General features: G+C 46.4%; 19 protein-coding genes. 12 read left to right on the plus strand and 7 right to left on the minus strand.

Translation table 11 applies throughout. The annotated features are described in order from the left end of the window. Nucleotides 1-751 precede the first annotated feature (751 nt). The 3 genes from BMW94_RS10250 (at nt 752) to imm48 (ending at nt 8,426) form a co-directional block, all read left to right on the plus strand. Complete coding sequence (locus BMW94_RS10250; protein ID WP_090997940.1) at nt 752-6,427, plus strand: S8 family serine peptidase; 5,676 nt, start codon at nt 752-754, stop codon at nt 6,425-6,427. A 182-nt stretch (nt 6,428-6,609) separates the two neighbouring features. Next, a complete protein-coding gene (locus BMW94_RS10255; protein WP_090997943.1) occupies nt 6,610-7,857 on the plus strand; it encodes a hypothetical protein in 1,248 nt (415 codons plus the stop codon). A gap of 125 nt (nt 7,858-7,982) precedes the next feature. Then, a complete protein-coding gene (gene imm48 / locus BMW94_RS10260; RefSeq protein ID WP_090997947.1) occupies nt 7,983-8,426 on the plus strand; it encodes an Imm48 family immunity protein in 444 nt (147 codons plus the stop codon). A 191-nt stretch (nt 8,427-8,617) separates the two neighbouring features. Here imm48 and BMW94_RS10265 read toward each other — a convergent pair whose 3' ends face one another. The 5 genes from BMW94_RS10265 to BMW94_RS10285 all read right to left on the minus strand — a co-directional run bounded on the left by BMW94_RS10265 (nt 8,618) and on the right by BMW94_RS10285 (nt 13,254). Further along, the gene (locus BMW94_RS10265) at nt 8,618-9,475 is read right to left on the minus strand and encodes an SDR family oxidoreductase (protein WP_090997950.1); all 858 of its coding nucleotides are present in this window, start codon (nt 9,473-9,475) and stop codon (nt 8,618-8,620) included. Nucleotides 9,476-9,612: 137 nt separating this feature from the next. Further along, nucleotides 9,613-10,038, minus strand: coding sequence for an Rrf2 family transcriptional regulator (locus tag BMW94_RS10270; RefSeq protein ID WP_090997953.1), 426 nt, complete (start codon nt 10,036-10,038; stop codon nt 9,613-9,615). A gap of 103 nt (nt 10,039-10,141) precedes the next feature. Further along, nucleotides 10,142-10,966, minus strand: coding sequence for a carbohydrate ABC transporter permease (locus BMW94_RS10275; RefSeq protein WP_090997956.1), 825 nt, complete (start codon nt 10,964-10,966; stop codon nt 10,142-10,144). After that, nucleotides 10,967-11,839 carry a carbohydrate ABC transporter permease gene (locus tag BMW94_RS10280; protein WP_090997959.1) on the minus strand — a complete coding sequence of 291 codons (873 nt, stop codon included), beginning with the start codon at nt 11,837-11,839 and terminating at the stop codon, nt 10,967-10,969. Between the two features lie 113 nt (nt 11,840-11,952). Beyond that, nucleotides 11,953-13,254, minus strand: a complete 1,302-nt coding sequence (locus tag BMW94_RS10285) for an ABC transporter substrate-binding protein (RefSeq protein WP_090997963.1) — start codon at nt 13,252-13,254, stop codon at nt 11,953-11,955. A 176-nt stretch (nt 13,255-13,430) separates the two neighbouring features. On the opposite strand from BMW94_RS10285, the gene BMW94_RS10290 reads away from it, so the two are divergent. Continuing rightward, complete coding sequence (locus BMW94_RS10290; RefSeq protein ID WP_090997966.1) at nt 13,431-15,311, plus strand: cache domain-containing sensor histidine kinase; 1,881 nt, start codon at nt 13,431-13,433, stop codon at nt 15,309-15,311. A gap of 5 nt (nt 15,312-15,316) precedes the next feature. Continuing rightward, a complete protein-coding gene (locus BMW94_RS10295) occupies nt 15,317-16,075 on the plus strand; it encodes a response regulator transcription factor (protein ID WP_090997969.1) in 759 nt (252 codons plus the stop codon). Between the two features lie 52 nt (nt 16,076-16,127). Here BMW94_RS10295 and BMW94_RS10300 read toward each other — a convergent pair whose 3' ends face one another. Beyond that, nucleotides 16,128-16,757, minus strand: a complete 630-nt coding sequence (locus BMW94_RS10300) for a YfbR-like 5'-deoxynucleotidase (RefSeq protein WP_064636321.1) — start codon at nt 16,755-16,757, stop codon at nt 16,128-16,130. Between the two features lie 251 nt (nt 16,758-17,008). Between BMW94_RS10300 and BMW94_RS10305 the strand changes: the two genes are divergently transcribed. Continuing rightward, nucleotides 17,009-17,716: a metal-dependent hydrolase gene (locus BMW94_RS10305; RefSeq protein WP_090997972.1), complete on the plus strand. Its 708-nt coding sequence runs from the start codon at nt 17,009-17,011 to the stop codon at nt 17,714-17,716. A gap of 158 nt (nt 17,717-17,874) precedes the next feature. On the opposite strand, the gene BMW94_RS10310 is transcribed toward BMW94_RS10305, so the two are convergent. Further along, the gene (locus tag BMW94_RS10310) at nt 17,875-18,948 is read right to left on the minus strand and encodes a M42 family metallopeptidase (RefSeq protein ID WP_090997975.1); all 1,074 of its coding nucleotides are present in this window, start codon (nt 18,946-18,948) and stop codon (nt 17,875-17,877) included. A 617-nt stretch (nt 18,949-19,565) separates the two neighbouring features. Between BMW94_RS10310 and spoVAC the strand changes: the two genes are divergently transcribed. The 6 genes from spoVAC to BMW94_RS10340 all read left to right on the plus strand — a co-directional run bounded on the left by spoVAC (nt 19,566) and on the right by BMW94_RS10340 (nt 26,061). After that, nucleotides 19,566-20,069: a stage V sporulation protein AC gene (gene spoVAC / locus BMW94_RS10315; RefSeq protein ID WP_090997978.1), complete on the plus strand. Its 504-nt coding sequence runs from the start codon at nt 19,566-19,568 to the stop codon at nt 20,067-20,069. Then, nucleotides 20,066-21,082 carry a stage V sporulation protein AD gene (gene spoVAD / locus BMW94_RS10320; protein ID WP_090997981.1) on the plus strand — a complete coding sequence of 339 codons (1,017 nt, stop codon included), beginning with the start codon at nt 20,066-20,068 and terminating at the stop codon, nt 21,080-21,082. The genes spoVAC and spoVAD overlap by 4 nt, the downstream gene beginning before the upstream one ends. 3 nt (nt 21,083-21,085) lie before the next feature. Next, on the plus strand, nt 21,086-21,436 hold the full coding sequence (gene spoVAE, locus BMW94_RS10325) for a stage V sporulation protein AE (RefSeq protein WP_053781314.1): 351 nt from the start codon (nt 21,086-21,088) through the stop codon (nt 21,434-21,436). A 207-nt stretch (nt 21,437-21,643) separates the two neighbouring features. Further along, nucleotides 21,644-22,600: an AAA family ATPase gene (locus BMW94_RS10330; RefSeq protein ID WP_090997984.1), complete on the plus strand. Its 957-nt coding sequence runs from the start codon at nt 21,644-21,646 to the stop codon at nt 22,598-22,600. A gap of 3 nt (nt 22,601-22,603) precedes the next feature. Next, nucleotides 22,604-23,851 (plus strand): DUF58 domain-containing protein, encoded by a 1,248-nt coding sequence (locus BMW94_RS10335; protein ID WP_090997988.1) that lies wholly within the window; start codon nt 22,604-22,606, stop codon nt 23,849-23,851. Then, nucleotides 23,848-26,061, plus strand: a complete 2,214-nt coding sequence (locus tag BMW94_RS10340) for a DUF4129 domain-containing transglutaminase family protein (RefSeq protein ID WP_090997991.1) — start codon at nt 23,848-23,850, stop codon at nt 26,059-26,061. The genes BMW94_RS10335 and BMW94_RS10340 overlap by 4 nt, the downstream gene beginning before the upstream one ends. The last annotated feature ends 74 nt before the right edge of the window (nt 26,062-26,135 follow it).

The raw sequence follows: 26,135 nt of genomic DNA on the forward strand, positions 1-26,135 counted from the left end.
GAAATGGTGGTCTTCTTACTGTCCATTTTAACCTACGATGTGCAGCAATATGGAGGGCTATTTTTTTGCGGTTACGTTCATCATAGCTAGCGCTTGGAGCGAGCCAGAATTCCTTTTGAGACAGCCCCAATTTCTGTGAGTTGAATAACTCTCTTTGTGCATCTGTTTTTACAATACGGTCATTGCAGGTGATAACTCTCATCAACACTGCGATGAATATCCCTTGGTCTGCTGTGGGTCTTTTTTTGTCCTGCATAGATATTAGTACTTGGTTTCTCGTTCCAATAACGTTTCTTTTTTACCCAGCCTCCAGCCAGATTCGTCCGGACTGTGGTTCGCACAAGATATTATAATCAATATATAACCAAAAAAAGTTAAAAAAGCTCACATGGATCATATCTATTGGATAATGATGTGAGCTTTTTTACATTTTTATTTAGATATCATGTATTGAACCTATTGAAAAAATAACATAAAAAGTAATTTTCTTTTGAAAAAACTCTTCATTTTCGAAAGTGGTTTTAGGTCTAAAGATACTTGTTTCGCAAAGTTGTCTTTAAATAAAAGAGCGGAATCCTGGATTTGTAAAATAAAGTATGTAAATCAGATAATTCGGTCTATTTATATGTAAATTTTTTCGAAGATTATCAGAACATTTCAATCTATTAACATACTCAATTACCCCAATTTACATTCCATACATCGCGGAATACGATAATTCTAATCTAATCCAAACCGCAGGAGGTATGAAATGAGACGAAAATCAGCCCGATGGTTATCCGGTATTATAGCAGCAGGAGTCTTGTTATCTTCTATGTTTTCCATGCCTGTTTATGCAGCGCCTGCCTATGGTGCTCTCCAGCAGAGTGAAAGCGCTAAGTCCATTCTGCAATCTCTAACGAAGGAAGAAAGACAAGCTCTAAACCAGCTTCAAGTGATGGATGGAGAAGTTATTGACGCCAAGGTGAATACTAAAAGTTCAGATTTGGTAAAAGTGATTGTCCAATTCAAAAGTGAACCCGCTGCGGTCGCCTTGAAACGGGCTGCTTTGAACAATGAGAAGATGTCCGAGCTTACAGCTACAAGCAGAGTGAAACAAAATCACCAGCAGTTTAAACAGCATATTAAATCTTTGCAGCAGAAGAGAGGGCTATCTTATGATGCTGCCTCGATCCAAATCACTCAAGAGTATGAAACCGCACTAAATGGTGTTGCTCTAACCATTCCCGGCGTAGCCGTAGAAGATTTGATGAAATCCGGGGTAGTGAAAAAAGTGTGGGTTGACCAGGAAGTGGCTCTTGATCTGCCAGAGACAGAAACATCAAATGAATTTGCATCTACATCCGGAATGCAACCTCGAATGGCTGATAGTGTACCTTATCTTGGCATCGACAAACTTCATGAAGAGGGCATTACAGGGAAGGGAATCCAGGTAGGTGTACTGGATACGGGAATTGATTATAATCATCCGGATTTAACAGGTGCGTATAAAGGGTATCGTGCCCATGCGGGTGAGGATCCAAAACAAGTGGATCCGGCTACCGTTAAAGGTTGGGACTTTATCGATAATGATGCTGACCCGATGGAGACGACTTATGAAGATTGGGAAAATTCAGGCTATAAAGAACAAGGGGTATCAGCAGCAGAATATTATACTTCCCACGGCACACATGTATCGGGAACAATAGCTGGACAGGCCAAAAATGACGTAGGGTATGCTGTAAAAGGGGTTGCTCCAGACGCAGATTTGTATGTATACCGTGTACTGGGTCCTGGGGGTAGTGGTGAGATGAGTGGCATTATTGCTGGGATTGAAAAAGCGATTAAAGATGGAATTGATGTTATCAATCTATCTTTAGGGGCTGCTACGAATGATCCGCTAGATCCTTCTTCAATTGCACTGAACAATGCGATGCTGCAAGGTGTTGTGAGTATGGTTGCTGCAGGTAACGATGGGCCCAATGAAGGTACATTAGGTTCACCGGGAGCCAGCGCTTTGGCCATTACGATTGGTGCTTCCGATGTTCCGTTAACTATTCCTACGGCTACTGTGACTTTGGATGTGTATAGCAATCCAGGTGCGGGAGAGACAGAGGAAACACCTGTAATGGAAGAAGAAGCATCTTCTGAGGGTGAGGAAACATCTGTAGAGGAGCAAGAAGAAACACCTGTATTAGAAGAAGAGGCATCCGCAGAGGAAGAAGAAACTCCTGTAGTGGATGAAGAAGCTCCACCAACAGCAGAAGAGATACCAGCAACAGATGAAGAAGCACCATCAGCAGAAGATACACCTGCAGTAGAAGAAGAAACTCCCGCAGCAGAAGTGCCAACGGCAGCAGGAGAAGAAGAAACACCTTCTGAAACTTATACGGAGGAGTTACCTCTGTTTGGTAAAGACTTTACTGATGATCTGACCACCCTTGAAGGCAAAACCTACGAACTTGTTTATGCAGGTCTTGGTGATGTTTCTGATTTTGAAGGTATTGATGTGCAAGGCAAAGTGGTCCTTATCGCTCGGGGGGAAATTGCACTCGATTCCAAAATTGTCAATGCAAGAAAAGCAGGGGCAGCAGCCGCAATTATTTATAATAATGTTGAAGGAACAATCCCCAATTATTTGGGTGATATGAATGGATATATTCCTACATTCCAAATGATGAAAGAGCTTGGAGAAAAACTTAAGGGTACGAACGGCGTGGAAATTACGTTTGGCATAACCGGCGAAACCACTACGGAAGGAAACAAACTGGCTGATTTCAGTTCCCGAGGTCCGGCTGCCGTCAATGATGATATTAAACCAGATATCGTAGCCCCCGGCGTAGCTGTATTTTCGACTTACCCAGTATTTGTGAACGATCACACAGGTGCGAATGATGATATTGCCTATGCCAGAATTTCGGGTACTTCCATGGCAACACCGCATATGGCGGGTATTGCCGCACTTATGCTGCAGGCACATGGAGACTATTCGCCTTTTGATGTGAAGACAGCTCTTATGAATACAGCTGTCGATCTGAATGGTGATTATTCCGTATATGAAGTAGGTGCAGGTCGTGTAGACCCTTATCGAGCAGTCCACACATCCGTATTTGCCAAAGTACAGGATAAAACCATTCACTTCTCGAATGATGAATCCATTCTGATTGATGAAATTACAGGTTCAATCGTATTAGACAGTGCATACCTGGAAGAAAACGGCCAGGAGATCTTATCTGACAGCCGAGTCGTTAAAATAGAGAATAAAGGGGACCTTGCCAAAACGTATAACACTTCCATCAAGCTGTTAAACGATATGAATTTAAATGTAGATCTTCCAGAATCGATTACTGTAAGTGGCGGAAGTACGGAAGAGATGACTGTTTCAGTGGATATACCACAGGACACGCCAAGCGGTCGTTATGAAGGATATGTATATCTGGATACGGAAAATGCGGCGGATCATATTCAGATCCCATTCTCCGTCCGTATTAGCGAAAAGGGCATTACTTCGGTGGAGATGATTCCGCCATCCGTTACAAACGATACCCCATTCCATCAGTTCCTGAACCGGATGACACTGAGTGCCATTCTTTTGGGCAGTCCCATTGATTCTGTAGATGTATTGCTGAAGGATCGCGAAACCGGCGAGGAAATCGGGTTTGTAGGTACCTTGAATTCGCAGTCCCTTCTACCGGGAGTGGAATATCTGATCCTGAATGTGTTTAGAGGTTATGCATTTCCAATTGAAAACGGGGAGATCTCCAACGTTGCACGATTTGTCCCTGAGGGCAGCTACACACTTGAATTCATCGGGACCGATTCGGACTCCAACCAGTATTCATACGAAAGATTGGTAGTTGTGGACAATACAGCCCCAGAGATTGATTTGGATATAGAGCCTGGCGTATACGAAATCAATGATAGTATGCTGACGGAAAGGGAAGGTGGACAGGGCGTCTGGTATGATGGCACAGCTATCGATTCAACCATCCAAACCTTTGTTGATAATGGAATTACGGCTTATGATCAATCGTCCAATCGTGTCATCTTCTACGAGAATGGCAGTCCCTTCTATTCCGGTGATTTGCCTGTTTCCAAAGAAGGAAACATATCATTTGGTATTACCAAAGAAGAATATGATAATGGTTACGAACTTCGACTCTTTGGAATGGATGTGGGTACAGCGGCAAATGCCGTCAAGGACCATCGTTATGGGTTTATTTCCGAAGGAAAACCTTATGTGACCAGCAAATATGACAAAGACCAAGTCCGTAAAGGAGATACGATTACCCAGACTATTCAATTGAACAATGTGGAGAAGTTAAACGGTATTTCGTTTACCCTGGAATCGATGTATGACTATAAACAATTTAACCGGATTGAGCCAACGCCTGAGCTGCAGGCATTACTGGATGAGACAGGTGCTGAGGTGAAATTCAGTGATCCTGTAGTGGACCAAAGAGAACTCAGCTTTGAGGCATCCATCTCAGGTGGGTCCTTTGAAGGAATCACAGGGGATCTTGATTTGTTCCGTGTTGTCTTTGATGTACCCAAGGATGAATTCTATTTTAAGAAGAGCGACGTACCATTTCTTGAAGCGAAATACACGACGGTTGGCATGAAAGAGAACGAAGAGAAATTGGCTTTAGTCGCGTTTAACACAGACAGCTATGATGTAATCTCCAAATCTTCAAGAACATATGGTTTCGTACGTCCCGAAGCTTTTATGGTCAATGGAGAGTATCTGGATTTTGCAAATGACTATTCGGCAATGGGTATTGAGATTTATGCGGAGACGGCTTCCGGAGAAAAATATGAAGGCACCATGCAAAAATACGGTGAGTTCCTGATTGATGGGATTCCGGCAACAGGAGAAACGACGACCATCTACTCACGAGTACCAGGCCATTTACCTTCCAGACTGGCAGTTGTTCTGAGCAAGACGATTAATGGCGAATATTATGGCATCAATCAACTGAATTCTTCTGACTTCACGTATGCGGGAGATATTAATGGGGATGGAGTCATCGATATCTATGACATGGAGCTTGTAACGAAACATTATCATACTTCAGATGAGATCGCTGATATCGACCAGGATGGTTATGTAGGAGACGCGGAAGTGAATTTTATTACAAATAACTTTGGAATGACCGCTAACTATTCTAGCAAGGAGCCTGTCTTGCAAATTGATGACAAAGACCTGGGTTACTTCCTCAATAAAATTCAGGAAATGAATAGTGGTGGTTCTGGTAATAATGGTGGCGGTTCGGGAAATAGCGGTGGCGGCGGATCTTCTGCGACCCCTGCACCTGTCCCAACACCTGCAACAACCACAGAACCAGATCCAAGCCAAAATCAGGTCATAACGGAAAAAGAGTTGAAAGCTGCGACAAATGGTACCGCAAACGTGGATATTACCGTCGGTAAGAAGATTGAGCTGCCTGTCAATACGGGGGATTTGTTGGGTACGAATACACTCACATTATCTCAGCAAGGTGTGCTATCACTCACCATTCCATCTAGCGTATTAAAAGAACTGCAAACAAAAGGAGGTCCTGGTGCTGCTGGTGGCAAGATCATTTTGGATGTGAAGAAACAAGATGTACAAGCACCAGAAACGAAACAAGGTCTTACGTGGACACTTGCAGGGACGGCTTACGAATTCGAACTGTACCTTCAGGTTTCGAGTGAGAAGTTATCCTTGTCCACACTCCCGGAAGATATTACGCTGACACTCTTTTACAATAAGGATCTTAATGGTAATCTCATTGGATTGTACAATGAAAACTCAACTAATAATAACTGGGACTATGCCGGTGGAATTGTAGATCCACAGCAGGGTACTGTTACTTCCAAAGTGTCTCATTTCGGCTCGTTTGCACCATTTGTTTACGATAAATCGTTCGTAGACGTGGCTTCAACGCATTGGGCAAGTGTAGCAATCAAGTCTCTTTCGGCGAAACATGTGCTGACGGGTAAAACAGAGACTGCGTTTGATCCACAAGGTCAAACGACTCGTGCCGAATTCGCCGCCTTAATCGTGAGAACCCTTGGTTTAGAGGTGAAAGATACCGATACACCATTTGGTGATGTGAGTAAGGATGCCTGGTATGCAGATAGCGTGGCTGCAGCATATCAAGCAGGTTTGGTTCAGGGAATAGCTAATGATAGGTTTGCTCCGACCCAAACCATTTCACGTGAAGAGATGGCAGTGCTCATGATGAGAGCATACGAATATCAAACCCAATCAAACCATACCCAGTCGGTTAAAGCCGGTTATACGGATGAAGCAAACATTGCATCTTGGGCAAAAGAAGCTGTCGTTAAAGCTTCCGAGCTCGGTTTAATGAAAGGTTCTACTGGTGGGGCATTTAAACCGAAAAATAGTGCCTCACGTGCTGAAACAGCCCAAACGGTTCACAATGTACTGTCGTTGCTCAAATAAGATATACGAGTATAAGGGGTTCCTCCAGCTTTGGGGGAGCCTCTTATTTTGTTATCATTGTACCTTGTTTTTCTATCCTGAAATTCTCTTCATGAACACGCCAGTCTCCAATATATGCTGGTAGAGTCCACATTCGATCCCTATAATTAGGGATAATATAATGGATTAAAAGAGGTGTAGTGATGATTGAAGGGAAGATTATTAAATTTTACCGGGAGAAACATAGACGAACTCAAGGAGAACTGGTGAAAGGGATCTGCTCGGTCACACATCTGAGCAAAATTGAGCGGGGAATGACAGAGTATTCGCAGGAAATTATGGATATGCTCTGTGAGCGATTATACATTGATATGGCAAGGGAAGTAACGAGATATCATCAAATGAACGATATTCTGGATTCATGGCAAGAGGCCATTATTATGCAGAGAACAGCTGAAGCTATTCGTCTCAAAGACAAGTTGGAAGAAGAACCGTTAAAAGGTATACCTGACTTGCGTTTATCTTATGACTTGCTGCAGATCCGATTTTACTTGTTTATGAATGATATCGATGAAGCAGAAGGACTTATCGCCGAGATGGAGATTCCGGATGAATCGGAGCATTCGTATGAGCATTATTTTTATCACCATGTGATGGGGATTTACTATTTTCTTACCGGCCATTATACCAAATCAATCCAGACCCTAACTTCAATAAATCAATCCAAATATACGAATCACGAGTACTTTTATCATTTGTCTCTCGCCTATCACTCGATATATTCGAATATTACGTCTTACTATTACGCTGAGAAAGCTATCCAGCATTTTCGAAAAACTCTTAATATGGTGCGGATCATTGATACCGAAACCATTATGCTGGTTCAGCTCAATTCACGTGAGTACCATGATTTTCCTGAGACGAAACGCAGATATGAGAATCTCATTCGGATTTGTGAGGATTGTGGTTTTATCGACCGAAAGGCCAAGCTGCTGAACAATCTGGGTTATGAATATAACCGGCGAAATCAATATGAGGATGCTGCCTATTGGTACAAACAAGCGCTTGATATTGTACCGGAGAAACAACCGTTATACCTGATGGTGCTCAATAATTACATAGAAACGTGTAGACTGGGTAAGCTGATTCCTGCCGACACGCTATTGGATATGTCTCTGAAAGCCTTGCACAACTCTAAACTTGTTGCAGACGCAAGTTATATGGAATTGGAACTCCAGTCTGTCATTTTACAAGGGCAGGAGCAAGCGTATTATGAAATGATAGAAGAGCGGATTCTTCCTTACTATCGTGAACTTGGTTCCCAATATCTCGCCGAACGTTATGAAGAGATATTGTTTGAGTACTATTTTAATCATGGTGAACAGGATAAGGCACTTAGGCTCGCAAAAAATCGTTTCAAATCGCAAGCGACTTTACTTATATACGGGTAATAGAAGAGTATGAGAAGTGTCGACGACATATGGGTGATTTGAAACGAACACCCTATCTCCGATACAATGTTCTCATAGAGTTTGAGAGAGTGGAGCAATATGGCTCAGAAATGGAGAAATACAATATGACTGATTTTATCAACGCTGACGATATTAATGACGTAATTTTGGCTGCGGCGGCTTCAGAGTTGGAGCAGATGGTGGGCAAAATATGTGAACTGATCGGTACGCCTTTGGAACAGACAACGGAACTGGAGCGTCAGGTGATAGCTGCTTTTGGATTTGGCGCTGTATATGGCATAACCCATCGGGATCAACTTGCGGAGCCGCAGGCTCATGCATTGAGCATCCGTATGCTGATTAAGCCCTTTAACTATAGTGAGCAGCAGGCAGTGGATTTTGCCGATGATCTGATCCGGGTTGCTTCAGACCGTGAGGTGCATCCTGTGATGAACACGATTATTCAACGTGGCATTGACGGACACCGTCAATTTAACCAGGAAGACGATGAAGGGTTGAGTCGCAACATTCAGGAGATTTTGGCGGCGGTACAACCGGAGAGAAGCTAAGGAGCAGAGCACAATGGATCTGATGAAATGAAGTAAAGAGCTCTAAGTCTCAATTAAACTAGTTTAGTATAAAGAGTACGTTCAACTGCTATATCGTTTTAAAGATTGTTTTATAACACCAAAAGGGACACATCGAACATTCGTTGGTGTGTCCCTCTGTTATTCCCACTCTATTATCTTTTATTCAAAACTTACTTGTCCAAAATCGCTTTAACACCCTCACTCAATGGTTGAGCCGGACGGCCAAGCAATGTCTCCAGTGTATCGCTCTCTACAGCCAGTGCGCCTTCACGGATGGCACTTTGCATATCAACGAGCATGGAGACGACAAAGTCAGGCAATCCTGCACCTTTCATGATGTCAGCGTAAGCAGCATCGTCTACGTTTTGCACGTTGATGTCCTGTCCAAGCACTTCCCCAACGATGGCTGCAAGCTCAGCTTGAGTACGAAGTTTACCAGACAACTCATATACTGAATGCTCATGTCCCTCACCTGTAAGTACTGCAGCAGCAGCATGCGCATAATCACTGCGAGTAGCCCAGCCCACTTGGCTGACGTTAGTTGCATGCACCCAAGGTGCGCCCAGGGTAGCTGCTTGAACGCTGCCTGCTTCATTTTCCAGGTACCAGTTGTTGCGCAGGAAGGAATAAGGAATGCCGGATTCGCGGATAGCCTGTTCTGTGGCACGATGTACTTCAGCCAGTGAAAGGCTGTTTTTCTCCGCATTCACAACGCTGGTATAAGCGATGAATCCAACGCCTGCCTTTTTGGCAGCGTGCACGGCAGCTTGATGTTGGCGAATACGTGTTTCATTGTCACCGTCTGTGGAGATCAGCAGCAGCCGATCCACGCCTGCAAATGCTTTTTCCAGCGTTTCTGGTTGATCGAAATCACCTTGACGAACGTCCACACCTTGAGCGCGCAATGCTTCCGCTTTCTCCGGGTTGCGTACACTTACAGCCAAATCCCCAGCAGATACCGTTTTTAACAAAGCCTCTACGACCAGTGAACCCAAATGACCTGTTGCGCCAGTAACTAAAATTTTCATTGTATTTTCCTCCTATAAGGTATGTTTTGTGTCGACACAAAAGTGGAATGTCAACGACATGAATAGATGTAATCGGTTGTGTTATAACAGGTGTGATTACAACGAAAGGTTTAAAAAAAGCTCGTAATGAGCTTTTTTTATTCAGAGACGTGAACCTGATCCATCATCTGTTGTATCGTGACACGTTTCAAACGCTGTTCCATAGCTAGCTGAGCCTCAATAAGTTCGGCGCGCAAGGTTTGTTCGATCATGCTGCCAACCGGACAATTTGGGTTTGGATGTTTGTGGAAGTTAAACAACTCACCATCCTCCACAATCTCAAGGGCACGATATATATCCAAAAGGGTAATGTCCGCGGGGTCCTTTAACAAAGAAGCACCGCCGACACCGGGTCTGACCTCAATCAGGCCGGAATGCTTCAGCTTGGACATAATGCGCCGAATAATGACGGGATTGGTATTCACGCTTTTGGCAATAAAATCTCCCGTGCACTCATTGGGCACAACAGCGATCAGAGACAGCGTATGAACCGCAATGGAAAAGCGACTGCTGATTTGTTTCATGGATGATCACCACCGTTGTAACTATAATAGTTACAAATAAACCCGGTGTCAATGATAAATTTCGAAGTAGCCAGGTGTATTGAATTCTCATTTCGGATACATCTCAACCCTTAACCGCCCCGGAAGTCAGACCACCCACAATATATTTTTGCCCAATCAGGAACACGATCAACACAGGCAGGGAAGTAAGCACGATATCCGCACTCACCAGATTCCACTGAGCACTGAATTGTCCGAAGAAGTTATACACAGCAAGCGTCATTGGCCACATCTCTACCGTGTTCAGCATATAGAGTGGAGCAGTAAACTCATTCCAGACACTCAGGAAATTAAGAACAAATACCGTAACCAGTACAGAGGTTAACAAAGGCACAATAATTCGGAGAAACAGCTTGATCCCATTGCATCCGTCCATAATCGCTGCTTCATCCAGTTCTTTTGGAATATTGGATACAAACGCATATGTGATGAATAGCGAGATCGGAATACCCATCGCGGTATAGAGCAGAATCATGCCCACATGCGAATTAATCATGCCCAGCGACTTCATGACCTCCATTAATGGAATGTAGTTCAATGGCAGCGTAATGCCCAGAATAAGAAAGAAATATAGGAACTTGCTTAACTTCGAATAATTTCGTGATAACGTGAAGGCAGAGAACGCCACAACAAACACCAGCAGTAGGGAAGAAGCCGTTGAATGCAGCAAACTGTTAAGAAAGGAACCACCCAAGTGTCCCTGTTCATAGACGATTTTATAATTTTCAAAGATGAACTTCTCGGGTAGGGTTAGTTTCAATACTTTGGCTTCGGCATCGGACTTGAATGAATTCAGCACAATGACGACAAAAGGAATCAATACCACCAGGCTAAGCAGCCAGGCAAGTACATTTAATCCGATGGAAACCAGCCGTTTTTTCACTCGCATCTAGTATTCCACCTTTCGGTTCATCAATCGGATGATAAAGAAGGAGATGATCGCCATAATGATAAACAGAATCGTGGATAATGCACTGCCAAGTCCCCAATAGCCTTTAGCAAAAGAGGAATACACCGCTGTGTTAATCACATCTGTAGCGTTGCCTGGTCCACCATTGGTCAGTACATATACCGCATCAAACACCCGCAGCCCATACGTAATATTGAGTACTGTGGCGATGGTAATTGTCGGCATCAGCATCGGTATCGTGATTCGAAACAGCTTCTGCCAGAAGCCGGCACCGTCAATCGATGCCGCCTCATAATAATCCCGAGGAATGGCGAGCAGTCCGGCAATGAACAGCACCATAATGTACCCCATGCCTTTCCACGTATCCACCGCCATAATGGATGGCATCGCCCAGGTCAGGGAGCCCAGCCAGTTCTGGGCCAGAACGTCCAGCCCCAGCGAACGCAGCGTCACGTTAACGAAGCCGTTGTTGGGGTCGAGCAGGCTTTTGAAGACCAGACCGACAATCAGGAACGAAAGTACTTGGGGTGAAAATATGATCATCCGGTGCAGATTGGCGGCCTTCACACCGCTGACCAGCAATAGAGCTAGGAATAGGCCCAGAACCGTCTTGGCGATCGAAGTAATCAGAGTGAAAAGGACTGTATTCTTAATAAAAAGTAAATACGTTGGATCACCCGCCAGAATGGTTCGGAAATGCTCCAGACCAATAAAGTTTTTCTCCGAACTGTAGCTGTTCCAATCGGTGAAGGAATAATAGATGCCCAGCAGGGCGGGAGCGACGATGAACAGCAGATACAGCACAATCGCTCCAGATGAGAAATACCAAGGATATATCTTGTTCACATTCATAAACTGTTACACCTGTCCTTCCTGCCAAAATTCATGAGTGCATGGTGCCTCACCTCGCTGCATGTAATGGTGGTCAGCCACATGCCTCATGTGTTCATCCAGAATATGCGCTGTTATTGCCACGCATCATCTTTCAGCACTTTGGCTTGTTCAGCCCTGCGTTTATCAATATTTTGCAGAATTTGATCCGGGGTCATCGCTCCAGCGAACATGCCAGAAAGATCCTTGCCGATATCCATCCACTGCGGATCAATATACTTTACAGCGGCCTGCATGACCGTACCTTTCTCATGATTTTTCTCGTAGTCGATATAGTCCTGTGTCAGCTTCGGTTCGATTTCCGGCCAGCAGATGGTCAGGTTGCCTTCACCCCCATCGAATACACGCTGCAGATGATCATGCTCCGTAATCCACCGGAAAAACTTCAGTACCTCTTCCGGGTGCTTGCTGTTTTTGTTGCCAAACATCGCAGCCGAACCGCCCGGATTTACACCAATCGTCTGATTATCGCCCCATGGCATCACGAAAAATCCCATATTGTCCTTCATGTCCGGATACGCCTCAGACACTTCCTTTTCGGTGCCCGGAACTCGGAGCAGCATCGCTGCCTTCTCCTGACCAAAGGCTTCAATGCCAGCCTCGACCGTATTGGACAGAAAATCCTTGCCGAAGTAACCCAGATCCGCAAATTCCTTCAATTGTTCAATGACCGTCTTGAGCTGCGTCAAATCTGCCACTTTCATCTCATTGTTGTTCAGCTTCTCGTACGTTCCCGGCGCAGCTTTCTCATAGTTTGGACCGGTTTCGAATAAAGGCAGCACCTGATACCATCCGCTGGCAGGCGCCTGATAGAACGGAATGATGTTCTTGTCCTTGATTTTCTGGCTGATCGCCTTGAACCCGGCGTAGGACGTTGGCGGCTGGATGCCGAGCTCTTCAAAGATGCGTTTGTTATAGTACACATACCATATTTTCGATGGTGCAAAAGAAACCCCGTACACCTTCTCTTTATAGCTAACCGTTGGTAAAATCTCTTCAGACATGCGTCCTGTAAATTCCTCATTGGTCAAATCAATTGCATTTTCCTCAGGTCTTACGTTGGCAGGCATGCTCAGCGGGTCCACATCCACATTAAAAATATCAGGAGCTTCACCGGAGGCGAGCTTCACCTTAATCAGGTCACGCCACTGGGCATCAGGGACCACCTGAAAGTCAATTTTCACACCCGTTTCCTGCTCATATTCTTTAGCCATCGTTTGCATGATACCCGTACGTGGAATGCCGCTCTGGCTTGTTCCGAACGTTAACGTTACCTTCCCTGAACCTTCGGAACTGTCACCGGAGTTGCACCCGGCAAGAAGCAGGCTGGACAGCAGCAGCGTACCTATGAAGGATAATAGAAATCGTTTTCTCATCAATAAACCTCCCATGGAATAAAGAATAATGGCTCTTGCCGAAACGCTTCATGTAAGCGTATTCTTATGTGGATAACTTTACGCGGAACAAAGAATGTGCTCAATAGACAAAAGCGTTCTCTTGGGTGGACATTTTCGAGTAAGTTGCAATACATCATCCGATAACGAGGTGTGAGATGGTTAAGTACCGATTCAGGACGCTCCAGCAAAGTCTGTTTGCCTACTACTCTGCGGTTTTTATTGTATTTTCATTGCTTGTAGCCAGCCTCTTGTATGTTTTTCTTGCCAATGACATTCGTAGTCGCAGTGCGGAACAGCAGAAACAGCTGGGGAACTCGATGGTGGGCAATCTGGATCAGGAAATCGTCAAAATGAATAATTTCTCCATGAACATCGTATATTCCAATCTGGTCAAGGAGCACTTCAGTCACTATTTATCTCCAGCGGAGGACAATGAACAGACGCTGACAAGTGACCCGGCGTTTTACAAGGATACAACAACGCTGATTGATGTCATTCTGGCGATCATTAGCAGCTCCAACACAGCGAAACAGGCCAATATCTATGATGTGAACGGTAAAATGCTGGGTGCTGGTGCGTTCAATGGACAGCTATCTGTAGATCTAACCCAAAGACCGTGGTATGAGGAAACGTGGGCGCGCAATGGCTGGCGTGTCCTAAGTTTACTCGATGGTGGGGCTTTACCGATGCCAACGGGGCAGGGGGAATCTGCCAAACCATATCTTTCCCTTACCCGGGTGTATAAGGATGGAAATTATGTCTCGCAAGGAGTAGTGGAAATTTTGCAGGATGCCGGAACCCTGTTCCAGCATTTGAACGATGTGCAAGCGGGGAACGAAGATCTGAGCGTCTATGTAGTGAATGAACGTAATGAGCTTTTATATCCTTTGTTGTCCAATGAACATCCGTTAACAGCAATCCATTCCGACGTGGTTGACTTGATTCATAACGACCAATATCCACCGGAAACGATGCAAGAAGTGTTAGATCCCCATGGAAATTCAAAGCAAATGATGACCTACACGACCTCGCAGGAGACCGGATGGACGGTTATTGTGATGCAGTCCAAACAATCCCTGTTTGCGAATCTGAATCGCATGGCTCTTCTGTTCATGGGGGCAACTTTAGCTACCTTGATGCTTATTCTGCTCCTCTCATACCTGATCTCCAAACGTGTTACCTTACCGCTCCATCGTTTGCAGCGCATTATTCAGAAAACTGGCGTCCACGATCTGACCACGGGTCAGGACTCTGGTCAGTTGTTCAAGTTGGAAGTTCCAGGTTCCATCCGTGAGATGGATGAGTTGAATGATACGTTTATCCAATTGAATCAACAGCTTGTGCAGTCTTTTCAGGACATGCTGGCGATCAAATCTCAGGAAACGGATGCCAGGCTGCTGGCGTTGCAGTCCCAGATGAACCCTCACTTTCTGTATAACAACATTACGAACATTAGCATCATGGCAGAGGAGGGCATGAATGAACAGATCGTTGCGTTCTGTGGTCACATCGCATCCATGCTGCGTTACATCTCGGCTCCGAACAAAAGCGGTGTTCCATTGGAAAAAGAAATCGACTACTGTGAGCGATATTTGGAGTGTATGAAAATTCGGTTCGAAGATGATCTGCTTTATGAATTCCATGTTCCGGACTCGATGAAAAACCTTCAAGTGCCTATGCTGCTGATTCAGCCTTTGCTGGAAAATGTCATGAAATATGGACTGCGTGATACGCCACCCTGGAAGCTGCATATCATTGGAAAGCTGGACACCTTGCAGGAAACCTGGCTAATGACCGTCGAAGATAACGGACCTGGCATGGAACCCGAGGCGCTTACGCTCATCCAGCAGTACATACAACAATCACAGGAATGGGAGCGTATGCCTGAACTTGAGATCAACGGGATGGGATTGAAAAACATCTGGATCAGACTCCAATTATGGTATGGTTCCGCGGCACATATGCATATTTCAAATAAACCTTCTGGCGGCGTCAGCATTACGATTGGCGGTTCCATTCGAAAGGAGCACAGTTAAAACGCATGGTGATGACATATAGAACTATTATTGTGGAAGATGAGGCGTTGATTCGCCGCAACGTATCCCGGAAATTCAGTGAGTTGGGCACACGGTTTGAGGTTATCGGTGAGGCTAGGAATGGGCAGGAAGCATTGGAACTGATTGAACATACGGTGCCGGATCTGGTCGTTACCGATATTCAGATGCCGGTCATGAATGGGCTGGAACTGGCGAAACATCTGTATTTTGCCTATCCGCATGTCAAGATCGTGATCCTGAGCGGCCATCATGAGTTTGAGTTTGCACGTCAGGCAATCAGTTACAAAGTGGAGGATTATCTGCTTAAGCCCCTCACGGAAGAACAGCTTCGGTCGCTGCTGGATGCAATGGAATTAAAACTTGGCAAGGCAGGGGATTCGCTGGTACATGTCAGTGCAATGCTGGATGAACAGGTGAAGCCGGAGGATATCGCAGAGGCAGTCAAGTTGTATCTGAAACAGAACTATATGCATGAAATTACGTTACAGGACATGGCAGGACAGATGCATTTTAGTGTGGATTACCTGGGGAAGTGTTTCAAAAAGGTGACAGGTGAAACCCCGCTCAAATACATGACAGGGCTTCGAATCAACGAAGCAAAACGCATGCTCGCGGCCTTTGAAGATATGGATATCAAGACAGTGGGTAAAGCGGTGGGGTATAGTGATTCTCATTATTTTAGCCGTATTTTCAAAAACAAGACAGGACTGTATCCCAGCGAGTATCGCCAAAGGTTACAATAATGCAAAAAAGCCCTGTCCATGGCTCTTGAAGAACCACGATGACCGGAGCTGATTATTGTGACAAAGCATCTTCCGTGATTTGGCGGATATCAAATGGGGAACGGTTACCTTCCTCAATGATGTCGGGGAGAATATGTTCGAGGAAATAGTGTACACAGTGAAGGTCAATATTCTTGATTTTGATCAGGGCATATCGGTACATCACGATAAATTCCTTTTCTGTATTGCCACGCTGCAGTTCAGCAAACGCTTCGTACACCTGATCCATTTTGTCGGCCACTTCAAGAATAAGTCCTTCGACAGAGTTATCTTTGCCTTCACGCAGCTGTCTGCGGAAAATCGGCTGGAACTCTTCAGGAATATTTTCGTTAATAAAATGCTCAACCATGCCTTCTTCTACCTGCTGCAGCATCGAACGAAGCTCCAGTGAATAATGTTTAACCGGCGTTTTGATATCACCGATGAAGATTTCGCCATAATCATGACTGCTGGTGATCTCGTAAAGCTTCTTCCAATCGATGGCGACCCCATGCTGTTCCTCAATATCGGCGAGTGTTTTGGCATATTGCACGACTTTCCAGGAGTGGGCGGATACGCTGTGCTCCTCAAACTTGAATTTCCCCGGCGTACGAATAATGCGTTCGAGATCGTTGAGTGATCTAAAGTACGTATGAATTCCCATATAAGTAATCATCCTTTGTTGGTTGGGTATGAACCGACTATACACCAGTGATGTTAACACAGGATTAACGCCGTATGAGGTTAAGGTAAAATCAGTTCGCATATTAGTCTGCCCATAGATCCGATGGTAATTACATGGTGTGGAGTGAGTAAATTAAGAAATGCGAACTATTGTTCTTATATTGTTTTCGTTGTAAAATCTGGAGTGGACGGTTTATGTTCCCTATTTCTTCGAAAGGAAGTTTTTGCACCATGATGGGAAGATCCCACCTGATTATCGGGACCACTGTATCCCTCTCTGTTCTGCAATTGGCAGGTATGCCTGTAACTGCACCGGCGGTTACCGTGGCTCTGATTGGTTCGCTGCTGCCAGACATTGATGAGCCCAATTCGCTATTGGTATCCAAGGCATTGCCGAACAGCCTCATTCGGCTATTACAGACAATCCTGCTGCCTGTCGCTGTATTTGTGTACTTCTATGTACAGGCAAAGCCATGGAATCTGCTGCTCGCCATTCTGATTGCAATGGTATCTTTTCTACCATCTCGGTCCCTGCGCAAAGTGTTGATGTTTGCAATCGGATTGGGGCTTGTATTCTATGGGCATGCATTCGCACCATGGAATCTAATTGCTGGCAGTCTGTTAATGCTGTGTACCACGTTAACCCACAGGGGATTGACACACACATTATACGGAACCGCCGTATGGACTGGGTTGCTCTACAGTACAACTCATTTGCAGGGGCCCGAGATCTGGGTAGCCGGAGGCACAGCCTATGTCATGCATCTATTGGCAGATTCGTTGACGAATCGCGGCATTCGTCCATTGCCGCCACTCAAGTGGCGTATAAGGATCAATCTCATGAGTACAGGCACGAAGCATGGAGCCGTCGTGGAAAATGTGTGCATTGTGCTGGCTCTTATTTTGGCCTGGATTGCGTTCTCTCCTTTATTTCTGTAAACCCAATATGCCAGCTTCTGCTAATGCAGAGGCTGGCATTTTATAATCCCTCTCTATTTCTCCATTTAGCTACATCTACATTTTTAAAGGGAATTTCCGTGTTCTGAACATCAAAAAAAAGATGCCCTGAAAATCAGGACATCTCTTTATAGAAGAAGTTACGCGTTTTGGATAATCGTGTTCAGTGTTGTCTGATCCAGACCCTTCACCAGTTTCACGAGCAACTCTTTTGCCGCATCATAGTCATCCGTATGAATAATGGAAGAAGAAGTATGAATGTAGCGGGCGCAGATGCCAATTACCGTTGAAGGTACACCGATACCGCTCAAATGAACCGCTCCGGCATCCGTACCGCCAGGAGAGATGAAATATTGCATTTTGATCTGATTTGTTGATGCTGTGTCCTGAACATATTCCACAATACCGCGATGGGTGAACATGCCCGGGTCGAAGATTCGCAGCAAAGCGCCTTGTCCGATATGTCCGAATGACTGTTTGTCTCCTGTCATATCATTCGCAGCACTGCAATCCAGTGCAAAGAAAATATCCGGTTCAATGAGATTAGCAGCCGTGCGTGCACCGCGAAGTCCCAATTCCTCTTGGACTGTTGCACCGCAATAGAGGGTGTTTGGCAATTTTTCCTTATGCAATGCTTCAACCAGCTCAAGTGCAAGTCCTACGCCGTAACGGTTATCCCATGCTTTTGCCATAATTTTCTTCGGATTGGCCATCGGTGTGAATTCACAGATCGGCACGATCTGCATGCCGGGGTGAATGCCCCAAGACTCTGCTTCTGCACGGTTATCCGCACCAATATCCAAGTACATATGATTAAGATCAACCGGTTTATTGCGCTGGGATTCATCAAGTAGATGCGTAGGTGTTGAACCGACAACCCCTGGAATCCGGCGATCCGGAGTGATGAGCTCCAGACGTTGAGACAGCACAGCCTGACTCCACCATCCACCGAGTGGGCGGAATTTGATCATGCCTGTTTCGGTAATGCCTGTGGTCATGAAGCCAACTTCGTCGAAGTGACCTGCAACCATAACTTTGGGTCCGGACGCCTCTCCTCGCAATACACCAAAAAGGCTGCCCAGGCGATCCTGGACAAATTCATCCGTGTACGGAGACATTTGCTCCTTCATCCATCCGCGAAGCTCGCGTTCAAACCCGGAAACGGAAGGGAATTCCGTTAACGTGCGAAACATTTCCAACGTTTTTTGATTCATGTGTCGACAACTCCTCTGCTTGTATGTAAGTCAGGTCTCAGCAGAACGGCTGCCGGACTGTTGTTCTTCGAAAGAGAAGAACGTTTTATTTAACCACTGGTCACACTACAGTATGAACCTTGCGCAAGTAATTGTCCATGGTTATGTCACGTATCTCAGGCATGAATGGTTGCTCGTTTGAGGAATCATCGGGCCATTAAATCCGCGCCAAGCACAGTCGCCAAGCAGCTGTATTGAATATGCATATAGTAAGGAACCGTTTTGCTTAACGAGTATTCCATAAGGTATTCAATAAACCACTAATTTCACTTGCCTGACAACAGGAAGGAGCTGGGACAATAGATGATGCCACCCGATGAAGGCTATGAAACCATCCTTTGTATCGTCCTTTTTATTTTGCTCGTGATCATTCTGCTTTATTTATAAATTTCACCAGACCTCTGATCCGGCGCTGAGTGACTCATCTGATTCGGCTGCTTCATCGTGCTGGAAACAAATGCTGTCTTTCGCCGGATACATAACTTTCCCAACCTTAACAAACAATGAATACAGGATTACACACAGTACATGCAGTCACATCTGTTGACTCATTTTCACTTTAAGGGAGGTTCTGTATCTTGCCAGCTCAAACTAAGGGTAGTAGTAAAAAATCATCATCATCCCTGTCCATCAGTGAACAGGAATATAAAAAAGTCGCCAAAAAACATGAGCCTGCCCGTCCAATCTGGACCAACTGTATCAAGGCATTCTTTGTCGGCGGATTGATCTGCGTCATTGGACAGGCTATCCAGGAAGCATTTATGGCAGGGTTCCATATGACATCGAAAGAAGCTGCCAGTCCAACCGTTGCAGTCATGATTCTCATTTCAGTCATCCTGACTTGTCTCGGTGTTTACGATAAAATGGCGCAATGGGCTGGTGCCGGGACGGCTGTCCCTGTCACCGGGTTTGCCAATTCCATGTGTTCGGCAGCACTGGAGCATCGTGCAGAAGGACTGGTGCTGGGTGTTGGTGCCAACATGTTCAAGCTGGCCGGTTCAGTCATCGTGTTTGGTGTAGTGGCCGCCTTTGTCGTGGGGATCGTATACGCCTTTCTCGGCTTCGGAGGTGGACATCTATGAAACGCCTGGGACAACAAACCTGGCAATTTGAGAACCGTCCACGGATTATCGGCAGGTCAGCAGTTGTAGGGCCGGATGAAGGACAAGGGCCTCTGGCATCTGATTTCGATTATGTATATGACAATTTGGAGATTGGGGAGAAGACCTGGGAAAAGGCAGAGCGCAAGCTCCTCGAACAGGCTTCCCAAATGGCATTAATCAATGCGAATATTACGAAGGAAGAGCTTCAGTTCTTTGTAGGCGGGGATCTGATGAACCAGATTATCAGCAGTTCCTTTTCTGCCCGCAAGCTGGGTGTACCCTATCTGGGCGTATTTGGTGCCTGTTCAACCTCAATGGAAACGTTAGCTTTGGCCTCGCTCATTGTGGATTCGGGTGCAGGGGATTATGTACTCGCGGGTACGGTAAGTCACAACTGTACGGTGGAAAAGCAATTTCGTTATCCAACAGAGTATGGTTCCCAGAAGCCTCCGTATGCCCAGTATACGGTTACGGGTTCAGGGTGTAGTGTGATATCCCGTTCAGGTCAGGGGCCGGTAGTCACCAAAGCAACCATTGGCCGAATTATGGATATGGGTATCAAAGATCCGTTTAACATGGGGGCTGCCATGGCTCCTGCGGCAGCGGATACCATTGTTTCACATTTCCGGGATACAGGCCTGGAACCCGGTTATTATGATCTGATCGTTACAGGGGATCTGGCTTCGGTTGGATTGCCCATCGTGAAGGAGCTTTTGCATAAAGAGGGTGTTCCAATGGAACAAACGGTCTTCAATGATTGTGGCCTGATGATCTATAACCTGGAAAAGCAGCCTCAGGTTGTGGCTGGAGGAAGCGGCTGCGGATGTTCAGCGACCGTAACCTACGGTCACATTTTGAACCGGATGCAAAAGGGTGAACTCAATAAGGTATTGGTGGTCGCTACCGGTGCATTGTTGTCTCCACTTTCATATCAGCAGGGCGAGAGCATTCCTTGTATTGCGCATGCCGTAGCCATAGAAAAGGAGGGATAAAGGATGCAGTTTTTATGGGCATTTATTGTTGGCGGGTTGATATGTGTTGTGGGACAACTTCTGATGGATGGGGTCAAACTGACTCCTGCACACACGATGAGTACACTTGTTGTGGCTGGTGCGGTTGCGGATGCGTTCGGGCTGTATGATCCACTCGTCAAATTTGCAGGGGCAGGCGCTTCCATCCCCATTACCAGTTTTGGTAACTCCCTCGTGCACGGGGCATTGACGGAGCTGGAGAAAGAGGGATGGATCGGTGTCATTACGGGGATATTCGATTTGACCGCGGCGGGTATTTCCTCAGCGATTATCTTTTCATTTCTCGCGGCGTTGGTGGTTCGGCCGAAAGGGTAACAGAGCATGGCAGAGCTAACCATTATACATGGAATTTGCAGAGGCTTCGGATAACTTCTATCCGGGCCTTTTTTTGTCGTAATCATGCGATAACTGCGGTGAATCTGACGGCTGGATACAAATGTTGAGTTCCTTCGAGTGTACTCGCGCCCTTGGATCATGTACAATAAAAGGAAATCTGTATGCTTTTTTAGGAGGTTAGACCACATGCCTGTGCGCAAAGAGTCGATCCAAATCATATCAGCAGTTCGTACTAATCTGGAATCTTGCATCATGGGGAAATCCTTTGAAATTCAACTTTTGCTCACAGCTTTGCTTGCAGGTGGACACGTTCTGATTGAAGACGTACCAGGAACAGGCAAAACGCAGTTGGTTAAAGCGTTATCGAAATCCATGCGCGGAGAGTACCGCCGCATTCAATGTAATCCTGATATTTTGCCAAGTGACATCACGGGGGTATCCGTTTTCCATCCACGTGACGAGCGCTTTTACTTCCGTCCGGGTCCGGTCATGACTAACATCTTGCTGGCTGACGAGATTAACCGGGCAACAACGAAAACGCAGTCCGCTTTGCTGGAAGTCATGGAAGAGCGCAGTGTGACGGTAGATGGCGATACGTATGATCTGCCTCATCCATTTATGCTCTGTGCCACCCAGAATCCAATCGATTTTGAAGGAACATACACATTGCCGGAAGCGCAGCTGGACCGGTTTATGTTGAAAATAAGTCTGGGTTATCCCGACAAGGATATCGAGAAAACGCTGCTGAAGCAGCATCAGTCGGGTCAGCCTGTTGATCGGCTTGAATCTGTAACCCATATGGATCAGATATCTGCCATTCAGCAGGAAATCAAGGAAGTATTCATCGGTGATCCGGTCATGGATTATCTGCTTGATGTCGTTCGCAAAACTCGCTCCCACCCATCCGTATTGCTGGGCGCCAGCCCGCGGGCAGCTATTTCATTTATGATGGCCGTGAAGGCTTTTGCCTTTTTGCAGGAACGTGACTACGTGCTTCCGGATGACGTGAAAACGATGGCGCCTTATGTCATCTCCCATCGGATTGTGCTGCGTCCCGAATCGAGATTGGACAGCATGAGCTCCGAGGCTGTTTTAAAATCCGTACTTCAGCACGTTCGAGTGCCCGTCTCCATGGGGCAATAATTGATGAAGCCGCTTTTGAGTACAGTCAGAAGGGGAATACGCCACCCCCGCGTATGGAGCATCGCGGCGGTGTGGATGTGCTGTTTGGCTTATGTTTTGTTCCAGGGCGGGAAGACCTCCCTGATGCTGCTGTCGATGGTGACGCTGCTTTGTATTTACCTTGCAATTGCTGGTTTTAGCGGTGTACGGCGAACTCACGGCGTGCGTAAGCTCTCTTCCGGTCAGGATCATGAAGAGCTGCTGCATGCCGGTGACCAGGTACAGGTGCAGTTAAGTCTGAACATCCCGGGATTTCTGCCACTTCCTTATGTGGTTGTGCGCGAAATGCTGCATCGGCATAACGGTGAATCCTGGTCTTTCAAAGAAAGCCTCATTCCGAGCATGCGAGGGTATGGTGAATTGTCATTTCAGACCCCGCCGCTGGAGCGGGGAAAGTATGTCTTTTCAGAAACGGAATGTGCCAGCGAGGACATCTTTGGGCTGATCGAGCATCGGGGAACGTTCAAAGCCAAAGGGGAATTCCGGGTGCTTCCGCGGACGGTATTTATTCCGTACTGGCAGCTGTATGACCGCAAATCACGGTTATCCGGTCCACAGACGGCCTTGACCCGCTCGCGCAGAGAAACGACCCAGATTAACGGCGTGCGTGACTACGTTTACGGTGATCGCCTTTCCCGGATTCACTGGAATGCAACGGCAAAGACGGGAACGTGGAAGTCCAAGGAATTTGAACATGAGTCGGTGCCGAAAACGATTCTGGTGCTGGATGCGCTGTCAGGCAGCTATGAACATGGTGAGGCCTTTGAACTGGCTGTGTCCACGGCAGCCTCACTGCTGGAGTATGGCACAAGAGAACGAATGGGTGTGGGACTGCTGACACTGTCAGAAAAGATATCATTTTTTGCTCCCAGCGAAAGTCCGATGGAGCGGCAGAAGATGATTCATCATCTGGTGGATATCCAATATAACGGCCAGGAGAATCGGCTGCTGCCCGGTGTTGAGAAGATGTCGCGTCAGTTTCCTCAAGGCGCTTATTTTGTAGTGATTTCTCCCCAGAAGGATGAAAAAGTTCTCGAACTGCTGCGATGGGCTGACACACGGGGGATGACTCCATGTCATGTTCTGATTGAACCCACCGATTCCCGCCGGAGTTCCGAGTGGAATGCGATGCTGCGCGGAAGAGGCACAAGATCCTTTACCGTTTCCCATTTGCAGGAGCTTCCAACGGTTATGGGGGGAGGTAGTGTATGAGTACTAAAGGCAAAGAGCTGACAGTGGGGAGAAGATCCTGGTATCATGCAGCTTCGTTGCTCTGGATTTTCCTGATTGGCATGCAGTGGATATCATTCACACAGGAAACCTGGTATACCGAGACCACTTCATTGGTGCTGTGGACGCTCGCAGCGGTCAGCATTCTGGAAGTGATTCTGCCTTTCAAAATGTTGGTGCGAACCATAGTCAAGGCGGTTGTCCTTGTATATATTTTGCATAAGACATTAATTGACTACACCGTTTATATTCCTTATGGCACGTTAATAGAGCGTACAGAGCAGTTTATACTGCACCTGACACCTTACATCTGGTTCACCCTGTGCGCCTGGGTCATGCTTGAAGCTGCCCTTCGCCTGGTGACCACAACACGCCGAATTCTCGTTTTTCTGGGGATCAACATTATCTCGATGGGGATTCTTGACTCCTTCACCCAGATTCCACTCTGGATTGAAATCGCCTGGGTTATGTTTGCGGGAATGGGATGGCTGGTATGTCAGCACTTCCGTAATTTCCAACTGCAATATCCACAAGGGTGGAAGCGAATTATCCGGTATCCTTACAAAATTCTGGCCAACATTGCCATCATATTTTCTTTGATTATCGTAGCTAGTGTGAACATGCCGGAAGTTCCACCTACCTTAACGGACCCGTATACCGCGTGGCGTAATTACACCGGAAGTTCGGCGAGTCAGACAGGCAACGGAACATTGGACATTCCGACAGCGACCGAGTCAGGATACAGCAGGGAAGACAACCAGCTTGGCGGCGGATTTAACTTCGACTATACACCTGTCATGTCTGTCACTACCAATGAGCGCAGTTACTGGCGTGGTGAGACACGGGCAGAGTATACGGGAACAGGCTGGGATGATCGCGGACGAGGTGCCACAGAGGATGTTGAGGCGGGACAAGCACTGGAGAATGATGAACCCGGAAATGTAACCACCAAGCAAGTCACTCAGAAAGTGACGATGTTGAATGACAATGTGTATCCGATCCTCTTTGGCGCTTATTCCATCTCGGAAGTTATATCTGTCAATGGTGAGGCGAATTCCGACCGGATGTTATGGAATCCGGCGCAGGCAGAGCTGCATGTCGTAACAGACCGTCAGCAACCACAATATCCGAAGACGTATACGATTGTATCCGAGGCGCCGGTTATTGTGGAAGATGAACTGCGTACCAAATCTTTTGATGATCTGTATACGAGCAATCCGGCAGATAATATGTATCTGCAGCTACCATCCAGATTCCCTGATCGGGTGACGGATCTGGCCGCTGAAATTACAGCATCGGCAAATACGCCGTATGAAAAAGTGGCATTACTGCAAAACTATTTACAATTAAATTTTGATTACACAAACAATCCGGATTTATCCCGAAAAGTAAGCAGTGACTTTGTGGAAGGATTTTTATTTGACATTCGTGAGGGGTATTGTGATTACTTCTCGACTGCGCTGGTTATGATGGCACGCTCCGAGGGTATTCCCGCTCGTTGGGTGAAAGGGTACGCACCTGGACAGCTTTCGTTGAATTCAGACATGCAGGCCCCGCGACAACCTGGAGCTGAGATCGAGACGACGTACACGGTAACGAATGCAGACGCGCATTCTTGGGCTGAAGTTTATTTTGGCGAGTATGGCTGGATTCCGGTTGAAGCAACGCCGGGCTTTGACATGCCGCTGCTCACGGAACAACCAGATGTACAGCCTGTAGATGAGCCTGAAGAACAACCTGAAGAGGAACCGGTAAAAGAGGAAGAGCAGACCCCTGCGCCTGAACAGGCTTCATCGAGCATCCCGGCTTTTGTAATCTGGGCAGCGGGAGCCATTATCGTATTGTGGGTAGCTTATATGTTCTGGCGAAACCGCCTCTCGCTTCGATTCTTCGTGCTTCGTCTGCGGACAGGTGGACCGCTAACGCCTGAACAAAAGGTAGTGGCGGAGACAGAACGCTGGATACGTTATGCGAAGCGTAAAGGCTTGACCCGGAGCGGGGACGAGACACTTCGTGAATCCGTAACCCGCTGGAGCCAGGCGAAACCAGCTGCAGCAGCCACATTGCATGAACTTCTAGCGAAGTTTGAACAGACTCGCTATAGTCCAGCGTCTGTAACTGCGGACGACTGGAAGGCCGTCTATCAGACCGCGTCGAAGCTGCGTAAGGAACTTAAAGCGGAACGGGCGTAATGTCGCCCGTCCCGTTTTTCCTTTTTCCTATGCTATCAGGCGCTGTATGCATTTTCAGGAAAGACGGATTTGTG

The organism is Paenibacillus sp. OK003 (genome assembly GCF_900109515.1).
Taxonomy (GTDB): domain Bacteria; phylum Bacillota; class Bacilli; order Paenibacillales; family Paenibacillaceae; genus Paenibacillus; species Paenibacillus marchantiae.

Excerpts from the sequence above, each read along its gene's own strand:
- BMW94_RS10300 (WP_064636321.1), bottom strand. The coding sequence starts at position 16,757 with ATGGGAATTCATACGTACTTTAGATCACTCAACGATCTCGAACGCATT.
- BMW94_RS10285 (WP_090997963.1), bottom strand. The coding sequence starts at position 13,254 with ATGAGAAAACGATTTCTATTATCCTTCATAGGTACGCTGCTGCTGTCC.
- BMW94_RS10340 (WP_090997991.1), top strand. The coding sequence starts at position 23,848 with ATGAGTACTAAAGGCAAAGAGCTGACAGTGGGGAGAAGATCCTGGTAT.
- BMW94_RS10330 (WP_090997984.1), top strand. The coding sequence starts at position 21,644 with ATGCCTGTGCGCAAAGAGTCGATCCAAATCATATCAGCAGTTCGTACT.
- spoVAE (WP_053781314.1), top strand. The coding sequence starts at position 21,086 with ATGCAGTTTTTATGGGCATTTATTGTTGGCGGGTTGATATGTGTTGTG.
- BMW94_RS10255 (WP_090997943.1), top strand. The coding sequence starts at position 6,610 with ATGATTGAAGGGAAGATTATTAAATTTTACCGGGAGAAACATAGACGA.
- BMW94_RS10275 (WP_090997956.1), bottom strand. The coding sequence starts at position 10,966 with ATGCGAGTGAAAAAACGGCTGGTTTCCATCGGATTAAATGTACTTGCC.
- BMW94_RS10335 (WP_090997988.1), top strand. The coding sequence starts at position 22,604 with ATGAAGCCGCTTTTGAGTACAGTCAGAAGGGGAATACGCCACCCCCGC.
- BMW94_RS10305 (WP_090997972.1), top strand. The coding sequence starts at position 17,009 with ATGATGGGAAGATCCCACCTGATTATCGGGACCACTGTATCCCTCTCT.
- spoVAD (WP_090997981.1), top strand. The coding sequence starts at position 20,066 with ATGAAACGCCTGGGACAACAAACCTGGCAATTTGAGAACCGTCCACGG.
- BMW94_RS10310 (WP_090997975.1), bottom strand. The coding sequence starts at position 18,948 with ATGAATCAAAAAACGTTGGAAATGTTTCGCACGTTAACGGAATTCCCT.
- BMW94_RS10295 (WP_090997969.1), top strand. The coding sequence starts at position 15,317 with ATGGTGATGACATATAGAACTATTATTGTGGAAGATGAGGCGTTGATT.
- BMW94_RS10290 (WP_090997966.1), top strand. The coding sequence starts at position 13,431 with ATGGTTAAGTACCGATTCAGGACGCTCCAGCAAAGTCTGTTTGCCTAC.
- BMW94_RS10270 (WP_090997953.1), bottom strand. The coding sequence starts at position 10,038 with ATGAAACAAATCAGCAGTCGCTTTTCCATTGCGGTTCATACGCTGTCT.
- BMW94_RS10280 (WP_090997959.1), bottom strand. The coding sequence starts at position 11,839 with ATGAATGTGAACAAGATATATCCTTGGTATTTCTCATCTGGAGCGATT.
- BMW94_RS10250 (WP_090997940.1), top strand. The coding sequence starts at position 752 with ATGAGACGAAAATCAGCCCGATGGTTATCCGGTATTATAGCAGCAGGA.
- BMW94_RS10265 (WP_090997950.1), bottom strand. The coding sequence starts at position 9,475 with ATGAAAATTTTAGTTACTGGCGCAACAGGTCATTTGGGTTCACTGGTC.
- imm48 (WP_090997947.1), top strand. The coding sequence starts at position 7,983 with ATGACTGATTTTATCAACGCTGACGATATTAATGACGTAATTTTGGCT.